This window comes from Arsenicibacter sp. R0_47, from assembly GCF_057652235.1.
This window is the reverse complement of record NZ_JBYFCJ010000005.1, coordinates 194,022-207,466: the sequence shown is the minus strand read 5'-3', so window position 1 is coordinate 207,466 and position 13,445 is coordinate 194,022. Positions and strand designations below refer to the sequence as shown.

Here is a 13,445-nt window from a genome sequence, read left to right as displayed (position 1 = left end):
GATGTGATTTCGGGCACACACCTTTTGTGCCGTAAAGCCAGTCAGTCAGGTTGTTTAGCCGATTGCCCGTTTTATATGCAATTCAGCCAGACAATCCTTTTTATGACTAAATATATCTTCATGGTGTTAGCCGGTGCGGTCAGCTTCGGCATCCTGTCTTCTTTTGTCAAGATCGCTTATCAGCAGGGCTATACGCCGGCTGAAATTTCCTTTTCGCAAGCCTTTACCGGTGCCATACTGCTCTGGTTGCTGGCCCGTATCACCTCACCCGGCTTTCCGGTACGGTCCATGGGTATAGCGCAAATACTGGCTTTGTTGGGTACCGGAGCAACTATTGGCCTGGCTACCTTTTACTATTACCTTTCGGTTCATTACATACCGGCATCCCTCGCTATTGTCCTGCTGATGCAGTTTACATGGATGGGGATCCTGCTCGACTGGATCTTCTTCCGGAAAAGGCCGTCACTGATGGAAACAGGAATCTCGGCTGTTATTATCGGTGGTACTGTTTTAGCCGGCAATCTTGTGGAAAATACCGATATACAGTTTTCGTGGACCGGCGTTTTTTATGTATTACTGGCCTCTGTGCTGTACGCAGGTTATGTTGTCGCAAACAGCCGGGCGGGGAAAAACATACCGAATCTGACGAAAAGTGCATGGATCATGACCGGCTCGGCCCTGGCCATTGCACTGGTTAATCTCCCGTCACTCGCTGCCGAAAGCCATCCTGGCCTTGCCCTTGGCCAATGGGCTTTGTTTCTGGCCCTGTTCGGAACGGTGATTCCGCCGGTGCTGTTTGCCAAAGGTATTCCCCACGTCGGTGCCGGTATCAGTGGTATTCTGATGACAGCCGAACTACCGGTAGCGGTCATTACCGCCCATTTTCTGTTGGGCGAACAGCTGACTAACACGCAGCTGACTGGCATTGTTATCATGCTTGGGGCAATCATCGCCATGAATCTGTACCGCGTCAGGAAGGTAAAGCCGGTAACGGCTGAGTAAGGTATGCTGGTTTCACACCTGCTTTTACATATCCTTTAGCAGGTGTGAATCACAGCACATATATTTACGGCAATACACGATATCAGTCCAACCATTCACAAGTATGAAAATAACGATCCTCCCGGCGATAGCCTTATTTTTCACATCGCTCTCTTTATCTGCTCAGTCCACAAAAGAATTTCGCCCTGACAGCTCATTTGAAAAGCTTATTAACACGTTCACTTCGTTAAGGCCGTTCAGGCGGGATTCGGCACAGCTGCCCGTGCTGATGAAAGCCGAAAAGTTCAGCATACAACTGGCTGACGCTGTTTTGCCTTTGCAACTCAGAAGACGGCTTGAACGTAATCCGTTCAGCCACGAAAAATTTCCGCTATGTTATTCTGTTTTGTACCATAAACAGCTTGTGGCACTCTTTGCACCAGGAAAGTTTGCCTGTTATGACCCCGATACCTGGCAAAGGAATAAATCACTTGAAAGACACCTGAACACAAAAAACTTTGAGCGTCATTGGCTGATCGACGGACAGTTAACCGCATTATCGAATGGCAAGTACTGGCAGTTTGAGGAGCACAAAGGCTGGCAACCGTACAATAAGTCAGTCCCAATGAACGACAGACCCAAACTATTCGAGGATCATGATTTTATTGTGTATAATCTGAGCAGGGGTGAATTTGGCGGTTTCCTGTACTTTTTCGACAAACATTCCGGCAAAACCTATTACACTGATTTTGCTGATGCGGTCTGGGTGAGGAAAGAACCGGAGGGTTACGTTGTTCTGGCTAACTCCGGACACATGGTCGGTACGGGTCTGCAACAACTGATCGCAGATCCGCGCACTTTGGCAGAATGGACACTTGAGAGGGCGTCGAATAACCAAAAAGCAATATTTAAAAAACTTCCGGTCACCTTCAAATTCACGGGACTGCAGCTTTTTGGCGGAATAGAATATAATCGAACAATTTATTACCTACTACATATTCAGGGCATTACGTGTTTAGCTGCGCTATCCGACCAGACCTTTACTATTGTACATCCCTTATTCAACAATGCACTCTACACCCACAACCCGGCCACAACCCGCTACGGCGATGCCTATCTGATCAATCTGGACTTTTACGGAATAGGTGGAAATCGCGAAATAGCCTGCTTGCTTATCCGAGGCAATAAAATCACCTTTCTCAACTGGCATGATTTTCATAATTACTACTGACATGCACATGTCAGCCTAAGTCAGTAACTTGCCGGAAACAAACGTGCTTTGTGCATGATAACGTTTCAGACAGAACTGCTTAAGTTCGGAGCAAAAGGCGAAAAATCGGGCTGGACATATATTGAGATTACCACGTCAATGGCTGAACAGCTTAACCCCGGTACCCGTACGTCATTCCGCGTCAAAGGGTCCATTGATCAATATACCCTCAACCAGATCGCTCTGGTGCCGATGGGTGAGGGTGATTTTATTCTGGCCGTCAATACTACCATGCGGAAAGCCTTACGGAAGGAAGCCGGTGCTAAAGTAACGGTTACGCTGGCCCTTGATGAGTCAGCAGTGCAGCTATCCGCCGATTTACTGGCGTGTCTGGAAGACGCTCCGGAAGCCAAAGCCTACTTCGACAAGCTGCCGGGCAGTCACCAGAAGTATTATACCCGCTGGATTGAGTCGGCCAAAACACCAGGCACAAAAGCCAAACGGATCACGCAGGCCATCATGGGCATGACCCAAAAAATGGATTTCGGCGAAACACTCCGCCATTTTAAGGGCAAGGATGCTTCCTGAAGACCCGAAACTTTCCGGTCTGGCGGGGAGTTACGTTTCTGACCGGCGCACTTGCCCGGTCAGTACTATCTTTCTCAGCAACAAAAATTATGGCAGACGTTAGTAAAACGGCATTTATAACCGGTGGTTCCAAGGGGATTGGTTACGGAATTGCCGAGGTATTGATAAAAGAAGGCATCAACGTGGCGATCACCAGCCGCTCACAGGACAGTGCAGATGCGGCCGCCGCAGCACTCAACGCCATCAGACCGGGTTCGGCGCTTGGCCTCGAAGCCGATGTGCGTGATTTTGCCTCCCAACAAAAAGCGGTCGATACCATTCTCGAAAAATGGGGCCGTATCGATTATGTCATTGCCAACGCGGGCGTAGGCCATTTCGCATCAATTCAGGAGCTTACGCCGGAACAATGGCATGAAACCATTGATATTAACCTGACGGGTGTTTTTTATACGGCCAAAACAACGCTGGAAGCACTAAAATCATCAGAAGGTTATTTTATCACCATCGCCAGTCTGGCAGGTACCAACTTTTTCGAAAAAGGGTCGGCCTACAATGCCAGCAAATTCGGTTTGGTGGGCTTCACGCAGGCCGTCATGCTTGACCTGCGCAGCGAAGGTATTAAGGTAACGACCATCATGCCTGGCTCCGTGGCTACTTATTTTAACAACCACGAGCCGAATGACAAAGATGCCTGGAAAATCCAGCCGGAGGATATCGGGCAACTCGTCTCCGATCTTATTAATATGCCGGCCCGTACGCTGCCCTCCAAAATTGAGGTTCGCCCTACCCGCCCCGGCGGAAAATAAAACACAAAAAATCCCGTCAGACACTGACGGGATTTTTTGTTAGTACGGAATGCTATTCCGTTTTATTAATTGCAGGACGGAATTGCATTCCGTACTACATTATGCAATCTGAATTTGTTTTGGCTCAGGCTTCTGTTCAGCTACCTTCGGCACAGAAACCGTCAGGATACCATTTGTGTACGTAGCCTGAATGGCATCTGCATTTACATGTTTAGGCAAACGGAACGAGCGGGTAAAGCTGCCGGTAGTGAACTCCTTATGTGTATATTTCTCCTGCTTCACGTCTGCATCGGTTTCTGCCGGAGCATAGGCCAGTGTCAGGATATTGTTGTCTACTTTAACGGAGAATTGCTCCTTAACCAATCCCGGAGCCGCGACTTCCAGAGTATATGCCTCTGCTGATTCCTTTACGTTTACGGCCGGAACAGAACCACCTTTCTGGTAACGCGAGATAACAGGCTGGGCAAACACAGGGTGTTTAGCCAGACGGTTGATTTCCTGATTGAATAACTGATCAAAAATTGTTGGTACCTGGTTTGAGCGAATTAGCGTTGCCATTGTATTTCTTGTTTTTTAGTTCTTATGTGTTTGACTAGCTGATTTGCAAATGATGTACCAAAGCTAAAACACCGCCATAATGACATAAAAACAGGAAAATCGCACCAATAAACCGCCATATTGTCATATTCGACCGAATAATTGGTGGTTATATTGACAGCACAGCGCATAAATAGGGACTATTTCGCTCAACAATACATCAGATAACCAGTCTCCAACGTTTAAAGTTGATACGTTTTACTTTACAGAATGGGTGAAAGTTAACTGCCACTTCCTAAATTTTGACGGATTTTAGCTTGGTAAGCGTAGCTAATAGGGCTAATTTTAACTTTTCATTTACCACTCTGTGCTACCAGAAACCATCTATTAGCTCAATGAAGCACGTTTTTCAACCGCTGGCGAAGGTCTCTTTCCGGATACTTTTCTGCACAGGATTATGCCTGTCTGTCTTACCTGAGACGGTTAACGCCCAGCAAACAGCTGCTGATTATTTTGAAAGCGGCATTACCAAAAGCAAAGCCAATGACTTTACCGGGGCCCTGCAGGCTTTCAGCATGGCCATTACGATGAATCCCGATAATGCCGCCAGCTACTACAACCGCGGGTTGGCTAAAGCAAACCTGAAAGACCACCGGGGCGCTATTCTGGATTATGACAAAGCAATTGACCTCAACCCGAAAGATGCACTGGCGTTTCTAAGCCGGGGTGTCAGTAAGAGCAAGCAGGACGACCACCGGGCCGCTTTGCTCGACTATAGCCGGGCCATCGAACTGAACCCGAATGATCCGCAGGGTTACTATAACCGTGGTATCAGCCGGAGCTACCTGGAACAATACCGGGGTGCCCTTCAGGATTTCAGCAAAACCATCGAGCTCGATCCGGGCAATATCAACGCTCTGTTTGCGCGTGGTATCACCAAACAAAAGCTCGATGACTATCCGGGTAGTCTGGCCGATTTTACGAAAGTCGCCGAACTGAACCCGAAACGTTCGCAGGCCTACGCCGCCCGCGGTATGTCACGGGTGAAGCTGAACGATTTTACGGGTGCCATTCAGGATCTGAACAAAGCACTTGAACTCAACAGCAATGATGCCGAATCGTTCTACTACCGTGGTTTTGCCCACAGCAAGCTGGAAGACTATAAAACGGCAATCGCTGATTTTGACCGGGCCGTTGCTGCCGACAATGCCAATTACAAGTACTATTACGGGCGCGGCTTCTGCCATAGTAAACTCGGCGACCAGAAATCAGCGCTGGCTGATTTTAACAAGGCAATTGAACTGAATAATGCCAATGCTGACGGGAAAGTATATTATTCCGGAAAAATCACGCGCCCTATTCTGGATAATCTCCGGAATATCGTGCAGGAGCGGAATAAAATTAACGATCTGTCACCGGAGCGTTCAGAAGCGTATTTTAGCCGCGGTATTACCCGCAGCAAGCAGGGCGATCCGAAAAATGCAATTCTGGACCTCAATAAAGCCATTGAGCTCAACCCGACCTACTCCGAATCGTATTTTACCCGGGGATTAATTAAGTCACAGCAAGGCGATCAGAAAGGAGCTATTCTGGATTGTAACAGCGCGATCAAGCTGAATCCGCGCTATGGTGAAGCCTATTATGTGCGCGGCATTATCAAACACACGCTGGGAGACGAAAACGGAGGCTGTTTTGATCTGTCGAAAGCAGGCGAGCTGGGCTATACACCGGCTTATAAGGTAATCAGCGAATATTGTAACTAATACCGGCAACGGGGTTAGCGGGGCATTAAGCCCGCTAACCTCAGTTTCTTATTCAAACCGAAGGTGTTTAACCGATTCGCCCGAAGACCCTAACTCCTTCAGTGAGTCGATTCCGATTTCGAGGTGTTTATCGACAAAGTTAGTCGTCACCCGCTTATCACTTTCTTCCGTTTTTACCCCTTCCGGCACCATCGGGTTATCCGATACCAGCAATAATGCCCCGTGCGGTATTGAATTAGCAAACCCTACCGTAAAAACTGTCGCCGTCTCCATATCAATGGCCATCGCCCTGATTTCGCGCAGGTAATCTTTAAACACTTCATCGTGTTCCCAGATACGGCGGTTCGTGGTATATACCGTTCCTGTCCAGTAATCTAATTCGTGCTTTTTAATCATTGACGATACGGCGCGCTGTAACCGGAACGAAGGCAGTGCCGGAATTTCCGGCCGCATGTAATCATTACTGGTACCATCGCCGCGAATGGCCGCAATCGGCAGGACAAGATCCCCGATCTGGGTCTTTTTCAGCCCGCCGCATTTTCCCAGAAACAGGACTGCTTTCGGATTCACGGCTGTCAGCAGATCCATAACCGTGGCCGCCATCGGGCTGCCCATCCCGAAGTTAATGATCGTTATATTATTTGCCGTTGCCGTTTGCATGGCACGGCCCATTCCGTAGATTTCGACATCAAACTTTTTCGCGAACATTTCGACATAGTTGATGAAGTTGACGAGCAGAATGTACTCGCCGAACTGATCAATTGGTGTACCGGTATACCTTGGCAGCCAATTGTTTACGATTTCCTCTTTTGACTTCATAGATTAATCTGACGTTAGTGTTGAGGCAGGAAACTGACGCTTTCGTCGTATCTTCGTTACATGTACGACATTAATTTACCTTCCTTTGACTGCAAACTTAAGCAGATTGACGGGAAACCTTACATATTTGATCAACTTCGGCGTAAGCATATCCGGTTAACACCCGAAGAGTGGGTTCGTCAGCATGTTATCAACCTGTTAATCAGTCATTACCGGTACCCCAAAGCGCTAATCCGGTGCGAAGGGGGACTCATGCTGAATAAGCTGCAAAAACGCACCGATCTGGTGACATTTGACCGTCAGGGAAACCCATTTCTGCTGGTCGAATGCAAGGCGCCTCATATTCCGATCAATCAGGCTGTCTTTGATCAGATCGGCCGGTACAACCTGATCCATAAAGCCCCGTTTCTGGTGATCACCAACGGTAACGTACATTACTGCTGCGCCATCGACTTTGAAACGAATGCCATCACCTATCTCGACGATTTTCCGGCTTTTCCGGCATAACATATAGCTATAAAAAATCCCGGCTTCACCGAAATGAAGCCGGGATTTTTATGTATACCGGAGCAGATTACTTTGTAGCAACCAGTTTCAGGTCAACGGTAAAGTCGTCGTAGATCGCTTTGTCACCGATGTTTTCGAAGAATGACTTCGAGCCATAACGGATATCATATTTTGTACGGTCCAGCGTAGCTTTACCAGTCGCTTCCAGACCAGCCGGTGTTACTTTAACAACTGACGGGAATGTAACGGCGTTAGTAATTCCTTTAATGGTCATGTTGCCGGTAATGTCGAAGTTAGTACCACCTTTAGGCGTAACCTTTGTGATTTCAAACTTCGCAGTCGGGTATTTCGCTGTGTTGAAGAAGTCTTCTGACTTCATGTGGCCGATAAACTTGGCGTTATAACCGGCATCTGTCAGATCAGAACAAGTGATGCTGTTCATATCGATCAGGAATGTACCGCCAACCAGTTTCGTACCATCAACCGAGATTGTACCGTTTTCGATTTTCACCGAGCCAGAGTGCTCACCGGTTACTTTTTTACCGTTCCAGTTTAATACGCTTTTCTGCGCATCTACCTTCAGGGTAGATGCTTTCTTAGCAGTTTTGTCAGGGCCGATAAATGCTAAGTTACCAGCAAGTAAAGCAACGGCAGCAAGGCCAGCGATGAATTGACGAGTTTTCATAGGGATTGTTTTCCAGGTATTATAATTATTAAAAAAAGTAAACTATTGTTTCGAGTCGCACTCCTTACGGAGTTTATCAAGCAATTCACTGATCACAACGGCCTCATCTTCCGACAACCGCTCTTTCAGGCCATCTTCCCATCCAGCCTGGCATTCGTCCAGCATGTTCAGAAGGTCCAGCCCTTTTTGGGTTATCACCACATCGACCGCCCGGCGATCACTCGGGCACTCTGTCCGTTCAGCCAGCTGCTTCAACAGCAATTTATCGACCAGACGGGAAGCATTCGACATTTTATCCAGCATCCGTTCCGTGATGTCACTCACTTTGACCGGATTAGGGTATTGTCCCCGCAGAATACGCAACACGTTGTACTGTTGCAGGGTAACGCCATGCGGCTTCAGAATCTGCATCTGACCATCCCCGATCCAATTGCTGGTAAACATGATATTTACCAGTAACCTATGGTAAGGATTGCGGAATGCAGTTTGTTTTATATCCGTTTCAATTGACATGGTTCTTATGATCGGGGGTTAGTTAATAAGTCACCTGATATAACTTACAAAATAAGCACACCCATACATCAATGCCAGCAGTCTGCTGTTGTAATTTGTTGATGACGATGCAAATATAATGTCATTACATTAAATGTAACAACAGTTAATTCAAAAAAAGTTCTTTTCTGCTCAAAGATTTTCGTAAAGCTGCTTTGGAAATGTTCTTCTTAATAAAACTTGTATCTGAATCACATAATTCCGTATACTTTATGGTCATTTTCAATAATTATTGAGTATATATTGTTAAAGCTTGACTTGTAACGATACATATTAACACGTTTATGACTATCAACTCTTTTCTCTAATCACGCCCCCTGCCGTAGCCGTACCTTAACACGTTTACTTTTCATCTTTAACACCCCAAATCCCTAAGGTTATGTCAGCTTCTTTACTCAAATCCGGCTTTAGACAGTCAGGCTTCTTTTCATGCAGGATGCATCTGCTTTTTTTAGCAGCGTTATGCACGGTTTCTTTATTCAATAAGGCACATGCCCAGAGTAATCTGGCAGGATGGAATTTAAATAATACGTTAGTACCAACATCTGCCTCAGTAGTAACTGGGGTCACAGCAAGTAATTTTTCCTATGGCTCTAATGTAAAAGGGGGAGTGCCTTTTTTAAACACGTTTTTTTCAGTAAATTTTACAGGTTTTTTCTTAACAACTAAGAACTGGACTCAAAGCACAACACCAAATAATGACCGGTATCTGGAGTTCACAGTAACACCGGGAGCCAACAATATCATGCGCATTAAATCTGTTTCTTTTGAAGCAACTAACGCATTAGGTTTAGGCCCCAGAGAATTGATATTGAAATCCAGTTACGATAACTATACAAGCACACTATCATCTATAACCAGCTTTTCACAAACCTTTATAAACTTAACGAACTTCACCCTTCCACCTCCGGTGTCAATGACTTTATCATCTCCGATTAGTACAACAGGAGCGGTCACTTTTAAAATATTCGGATACAAAAGTGGAAGTAGTAACTCAGACGTTGCTTTATTAAATATTGACAACTTAAAAGTCAACGGTACTTTAATCTCTGTCTCATCGTCTTCCCTCAGCGGCTTAAACGCTACATGCAGCACTGCGTCAACGGCGCAGTCTTTCACATTAGCGGCAACCAATGCAACTGGCGCAGTGAGTCTGAACGCACCGGCAGGCTTTGAAGTAGCCCTCCGCTCCGGTGGTTCCTGTCCGACAACCGGTTATGCATCAACCACAACCGTTAGTCCAACAAGCGGAACCATTAATCAGGCAGTTTGCGTGCGCCGCCAGAGTGGGCTGACGCCGGGCTCAGTTACATCAGCGGCCCAATTAACCATTTCGGGTGGTGAAGTCGCCACGGTTACGGTTGGCCTCAGCGGCTCAACAACAGCTGCTTCAACAGTTAGTATTACCTCCTCAACTGCTTGTCAAGGCCAGGGTCAGAGCTTAACACTGGCAGCCGTTCCGTCATCAGCGGGCAGCTACACGTACAGTTGGTCCCCATCACCAAGTGCCGGTCAAAGCACCAGCCTGGTTACGATAACAACGGCTAATACCTACAGTGTACTCATTACTGATGCTAATGGCTGTACAAATACAGCATCAGCTTCGGCTTCATTTACTCCGCTACCGAATCCATCATTCACCGGTTTACCAGCCAGTTATTGCTTCGGCGCAGCGCCGTTGCTGTTAACACCGGCAACCCCTGGCGGTAGCTTCTCAGTTTCCGGTTTGGGTTCGATTAGTGGTAACAATTATGTACCACCCGGTTCAGGCGCTCCGGGCCCGGCAACAATTACCTACAGTGTTACAACCAGCGGGTGCAGCAATACCGCATCAGCATCCATTTCACTCGGTGATCAACTGCCAACCATTACCAATTTACTCGCCAGCAGCCCGGTTGGTAACGGTACTTGCTCCGTTAAGTTAACAGCAACCGGTACTGGCCCGAAATTTACCTTTACAGGCCCGAATGGCTATACATTTACAAATGTTTACCGCTCGGCCGGTACCTATAATGTATCTGCTATGGATGTGAAAGACCCGGGTACGTATACCTTAACTATTGATAACGGCAGTTGCCAGACCTCGGCACAGGTTGACGTAACAGGCACGGCTTGTCCTGAATAACAGTGCTTTCATAACTTACCAAAAGGCGGGGAAGCTATTCTCCGCCTTTTTTTATCACCGGTATGGAATAATTTCAGGCGCATTGATGTCAAAATCGCGGAAACGCAGGACGGGAACGGCTTCAAACGCAAAGCGTAACGCCTGAGCATTGTTAGGAATATTCGGGTAGTAGGCAACCCTGACCTGGAAGCTGTTGAAAGTCAGGTTCTCATTCCGGAAACGGAATCCCAGACCGTATCCTTGATATAACGGGCCGGCCAGCAATGATCTCTCCGGAAAACTGGCCAGCCCTAACGTCGCAAACGTAACAATAGCCACCCGGAAACCAACCAGATTGAGCTGAGAGAATAACACGTTCTCATAACTCAGAAGCAGCCGCTTGGTTCCCCGCAAGTTATCGTTGTTGATACCCAGACCGTCCCGGCCGCTCAGCGTAATATATTCGTTGGTAAACCGGTCGACTCCGCGGGTGTACCGTACATTAAGGAAGTGGCGCATGTTACCCCAGTGCGTTTTATGCAACGGACTGAAGTAATTCCCGATAAAGCCAAATAGCCCCTGCTCAATATTGTTAGAACGGAAAAAACCGCCCATACTAATCAAGGTATATAAATAGCCTGCCTTCTTCAGATACTGCCCCCGCGAAAAGTTGATTCCCCCATATATCCGTTCTCCCAGCTCCGCCCGGTCAAAGCCCCCCACGACAGAGAGCAGATTTCCGGCCGGCACATCCTCCGTACGGCCAAAACCATAAATCAGTACATCACGCACATAACGGCGCTGAGAGTACCCGACACTAAACAGTGTTGTCCGTGTATTCTGGTATAACTGGTTGGTATCTGCCCGTAATTCAGGCCGTTGAAAATACTTATAACTACTGCTTCTGGCAGCAATTACCAGCCGCGCCCGTGTAGAATCATTTGATAACCGGTAAAGTTTAAACGCCCGGCCCAGCCAGATATCACTATATAAATAATCCAGCCGGACGGTCTGGAGGCTGTCAAACCGGTCGAAAATATAGTTCCGGACTACATTACGGCTCAACTGAATGGAACCGGCATATTTCGTGTCGGGTGTGATAAAATTCCGGAATAGCCGCAATGAAATCTGCTTCAGATCGCGCTGATAAAAGAAATCGCCCTGGGCAGTCAGAAAGGTTTTGACATTAAAAGCATTAATGTAGGGTATAATATACCGCCCCTGGTACTCCAGTTTCTGCTGCGGATTTTTCCCGTCGTATGACACCCTGTTATAGAAATCATGGCCCAGACCACGGAAATTCCGGTCATCGAGCCCGAGCGTAAACCGGTCAAGCCCGCCGACACCGCCATCGGGCAATAACGACCAGACATCCTGCGTAATCACATATACATCAACAAACTGCCGGCTGCCGGGCCGGTTAACGACCAGAATCCGGGCATCGTGAAAAAAAGACGTATTCCGGAGTACCCGTTCATTATCCCGCAGCTTTACCGGATCAACCCGGTCTCCTTCCTGAAAAAGCAGGTACTGCCGCCGGATAACGCTCTCACGGGTATTAACGTGTAACCGGCTGCCGAAACGCTCAAACCAGTTATGCGATTGCCGGAGGGTATCATATACACTGGGCCCGAACACATCCAGCCGCCGGATATAAATCGTCCCGATTACCTTCCCGTCATATTCGCGGAACGGATTATTCTCCAACGCATCAACCTCACCCGTCTTTAACTGACTATTATACACGTCACGGAAAAGAGCATCGTACATCTGCCGCGTAAGCCTGCGCTTATACATCCGCTGTTTGAACCGGGTATACAGAATGCTATCCGTCCGGCGGCGCATACTGTCAGTAACAGGTACCTTAAACCGTACCTGAACAGAATCCGTCTGGTGCCTGAAAAGTGTATCGTTCTGCGCATACACCCATGAACCGGTGACAATCCAGCAGATCATCAGGCTTACAGAAACAATACCGGCACGTTTCTTCATTGGGGTACACAACTCAGTCATTATGTCTTATAACTCTTTTGGCGGCCATTTGTCACGCCGCCGGTCAATCCCGGACGGCACTGATTGTACCGAAACCTACTTTATGGTAAAAGCCGCTGCCTTCTGCGGGCTCTGCGCTCAGCTTTTCTGACAGTTCCGGTTCGGGCAAACGGTCTTTGTCTGTACTTTTGGGGTACGTATCATACAGTACCGACAACTTACAAAATTTACCAGACATGCTGCAACTTCGCTATCCACTTGTTTTAGCGTCGGGATCCCCCCGCCGGAAACAGCTGATGACCGATGCCGGATTCGACTTCACCATTGAAACCCGCCCCACCGACGAGTTATTTCCGCCCACGATGCCGGTCAATGACGTTGCCGAATACCTGGCATGTCAGAAAGCGGCCGAATTTAAAGCGGACCTTGGCGAACGGCTGGTACTTTGCGCTGATACGGTAGTTATTCTGGAAAACCGGATCATGAACAAACCGGCGGATGCTGCGGAGGCCTACCGTATGCTCCGTGATCTGGCAGGCCGCTCCCACCGCGTCCGTACGGGTGTATGCCTGTTGAGTCCGCAGGGGCAGCAATCCTTTACTGACGAAACCATCGTCCATTTTGCCCATCTGACTGACGAAGAAATCGGCTACTATATCCGTGAATGTAAACCCTTCGATAAAGCGGGCTCCTACGGTGCACAGGATTTTATCGGGCTGGTTGGGATTGAACGGCTCGAAGGCTCGTTTTATACAGTTATGGGGTTACCGACTCACCGGGTTTACCAACTTCTTAAACAGTTTGTCCAATAAACTATACAGATTATCCTACCACTCAACCTTAACTCCTGAATGGAGGTTAATATTTGACAAAACATAAAATTAATTTTCGCAAAGCAAGG

14 protein-coding genes are annotated in these 13,445 nt (G+C 47.6%); 8 read left to right on the top strand and 6 right to left on the bottom strand.

Annotated elements, in window-relative coordinates:
- The first annotated feature begins 102 nt into the window (after window positions 1-102).
- The 4 genes from AC23NW_RS12370 (at window position 103) to AC23NW_RS12355 (ending at window position 3,585) form a co-directional block, all read left to right on the top strand.
- Window positions 103-1,002, top strand: coding sequence for an EamA family transporter (locus AC23NW_RS12370; RefSeq protein ID WP_487449845.1), 900 nt, complete (start codon window positions 103-105; stop codon window positions 1,000-1,002).
- 103 nt (window positions 1,003-1,105) lie between these two features.
- Window positions 1,106-2,212, top strand: a complete 1,107-nt coding sequence (locus AC23NW_RS12365; protein WP_487449844.1) for a hypothetical protein — start codon at window positions 1,106-1,108, stop codon at window positions 2,210-2,212.
- Between the two features lie 54 nt (window positions 2,213-2,266).
- Window positions 2,267-2,779 carry a DUF1905 domain-containing protein gene (locus AC23NW_RS12360; RefSeq protein WP_487449842.1) on the top strand — a complete coding sequence of 171 codons (513 nt, stop codon included), beginning with the start codon at window positions 2,267-2,269 and terminating at the stop codon, window positions 2,777-2,779.
- A gap of 89 nt (window positions 2,780-2,868) precedes the next feature.
- Entirely contained in the window at window positions 2,869-3,585 is a 717-nt protein-coding gene (locus tag AC23NW_RS12355; RefSeq protein ID WP_487449840.1) for an SDR family oxidoreductase, read from the top strand.
- Between the two features lie 99 nt (window positions 3,586-3,684).
- On the opposite strand, the gene AC23NW_RS12350 is transcribed toward AC23NW_RS12355, so the two are convergent.
- Entirely contained in the window at window positions 3,685-4,143 is a 459-nt protein-coding gene (locus tag AC23NW_RS12350) for an Hsp20/alpha crystallin family protein (protein ID WP_487449839.1), read from the bottom strand.
- 374 nt (window positions 4,144-4,517) lie between these two features.
- On the opposite strand from AC23NW_RS12350, the gene AC23NW_RS12345 reads away from it, so the two are divergent.
- Window positions 4,518-5,885, top strand: coding sequence for a tetratricopeptide repeat protein (locus tag AC23NW_RS12345; protein WP_487449837.1), 1,368 nt, complete (start codon window positions 4,518-4,520; stop codon window positions 5,883-5,885).
- Window positions 5,886-5,933: 48 nt separating this feature from the next.
- Here the strand turns inward: AC23NW_RS12345 and AC23NW_RS12340 are convergent, their stop codons facing one another.
- A complete protein-coding gene (locus AC23NW_RS12340) occupies window positions 5,934-6,704 on the bottom strand; it encodes an AMP nucleosidase (RefSeq protein ID WP_487449836.1) in 771 nt (256 codons plus the stop codon).
- A 60-nt stretch (window positions 6,705-6,764) separates the two neighbouring features.
- Here AC23NW_RS12340 and AC23NW_RS12335 point away from each other — a divergent pair, with 60 nt between their 5' ends.
- Entirely contained in the window at window positions 6,765-7,211 is a 447-nt protein-coding gene (locus AC23NW_RS12335) for a type I restriction enzyme HsdR N-terminal domain-containing protein (protein ID WP_487449835.1), read from the top strand.
- Window positions 7,212-7,278: 67 nt separating this feature from the next.
- Here AC23NW_RS12335 and AC23NW_RS12330 read toward each other — a convergent pair whose 3' ends face one another.
- Window positions 7,279-7,896: a YceI family protein gene (locus AC23NW_RS12330; RefSeq protein WP_487449833.1), complete on the bottom strand. Its 618-nt coding sequence runs from the start codon at window positions 7,894-7,896 to the stop codon at window positions 7,279-7,281.
- Window positions 7,897-7,938: 42 nt separating this feature from the next.
- Window positions 7,939-8,409, bottom strand: coding sequence for a MarR family winged helix-turn-helix transcriptional regulator (locus tag AC23NW_RS12325; protein WP_293842788.1), 471 nt, complete (start codon window positions 8,407-8,409; stop codon window positions 7,939-7,941).
- Window positions 8,410-8,827: 418 nt separating this feature from the next.
- Between AC23NW_RS12325 and AC23NW_RS12320 the strand changes: the two genes are divergently transcribed.
- Complete coding sequence (locus AC23NW_RS12320) at window positions 8,828-10,573, top strand: hypothetical protein (RefSeq protein ID WP_487449831.1); 1,746 nt, start codon at window positions 8,828-8,830, stop codon at window positions 10,571-10,573.
- Between the two features lie 54 nt (window positions 10,574-10,627).
- Here the strand turns inward: AC23NW_RS12320 and AC23NW_RS12315 are convergent, their stop codons facing one another.
- A complete protein-coding gene (locus AC23NW_RS12315; RefSeq protein ID WP_487449829.1) occupies window positions 10,628-12,544 on the bottom strand; it encodes a hypothetical protein in 1,917 nt (638 codons plus the stop codon).
- A 64-nt stretch (window positions 12,545-12,608) separates the two neighbouring features.
- Entirely contained in the window at window positions 12,609-12,782 is a 174-nt protein-coding gene (locus AC23NW_RS12310) for a hypothetical protein (protein ID WP_487449827.1), read from the bottom strand.
- Here AC23NW_RS12310 and AC23NW_RS12305 point away from each other — a divergent pair.
- Window positions 12,781-13,356, top strand: coding sequence for a Maf family protein (locus tag AC23NW_RS12305; RefSeq protein WP_487449826.1), 576 nt, complete (start codon window positions 12,781-12,783; stop codon window positions 13,354-13,356). The two genes, AC23NW_RS12310 and AC23NW_RS12305, sit on opposite strands and share 2 nt — an antisense overlap.
- Window positions 13,357-13,445: the final 89 nt, after the last annotated feature.

Coding starts and splice junctions, on each gene's coding strand:
- AC23NW_RS12370 (WP_487449845.1), top strand. CDS start 103: ATGACTAAATATATCTTCATGGTGTTAGCCGGTGCGGTCAGCTTCGGC.
- AC23NW_RS12340 (WP_487449836.1), bottom strand. CDS start 6,704: ATGAAGTCAAAAGAGGAAATCGTAAACAATTGGCTGCCAAGGTATACC.
- AC23NW_RS12315 (WP_487449829.1), bottom strand. CDS start 12,544: ATGAAGAAACGTGCCGGTATTGTTTCTGTAAGCCTGATGATCTGCTGG.
- AC23NW_RS12360 (WP_487449842.1), top strand. CDS start 2,267: ATGATAACGTTTCAGACAGAACTGCTTAAGTTCGGAGCAAAAGGCGAA.
- AC23NW_RS12345 (WP_487449837.1), top strand. CDS start 4,518: ATGAAGCACGTTTTTCAACCGCTGGCGAAGGTCTCTTTCCGGATACTT.
- AC23NW_RS12330 (WP_487449833.1), bottom strand. CDS start 7,896: ATGAAAACTCGTCAATTCATCGCTGGCCTTGCTGCCGTTGCTTTACTT.
- AC23NW_RS12305 (WP_487449826.1), top strand. CDS start 12,781: ATGCTGCAACTTCGCTATCCACTTGTTTTAGCGTCGGGATCCCCCCGC.
- AC23NW_RS12350 (WP_487449839.1), bottom strand. CDS start 4,143: ATGGCAACGCTAATTCGCTCAAACCAGGTACCAACAATTTTTGATCAG.
- AC23NW_RS12320 (WP_487449831.1), top strand. CDS start 8,828: ATGTCAGCTTCTTTACTCAAATCCGGCTTTAGACAGTCAGGCTTCTTT.
- AC23NW_RS12335 (WP_487449835.1), top strand. CDS start 6,765: ATGTACGACATTAATTTACCTTCCTTTGACTGCAAACTTAAGCAGATT.
- AC23NW_RS12355 (WP_487449840.1), top strand. CDS start 2,869: ATGGCAGACGTTAGTAAAACGGCATTTATAACCGGTGGTTCCAAGGGG.
- AC23NW_RS12325 (WP_293842788.1), bottom strand. CDS start 8,409: ATGTCAATTGAAACGGATATAAAACAAACTGCATTCCGCAATCCTTAC.
- AC23NW_RS12365 (WP_487449844.1), top strand. CDS start 1,106: ATGAAAATAACGATCCTCCCGGCGATAGCCTTATTTTTCACATCGCTC.
- AC23NW_RS12310 (WP_487449827.1), bottom strand. CDS start 12,782: ATGTCTGGTAAATTTTGTAAGTTGTCGGTACTGTATGATACGTACCCC.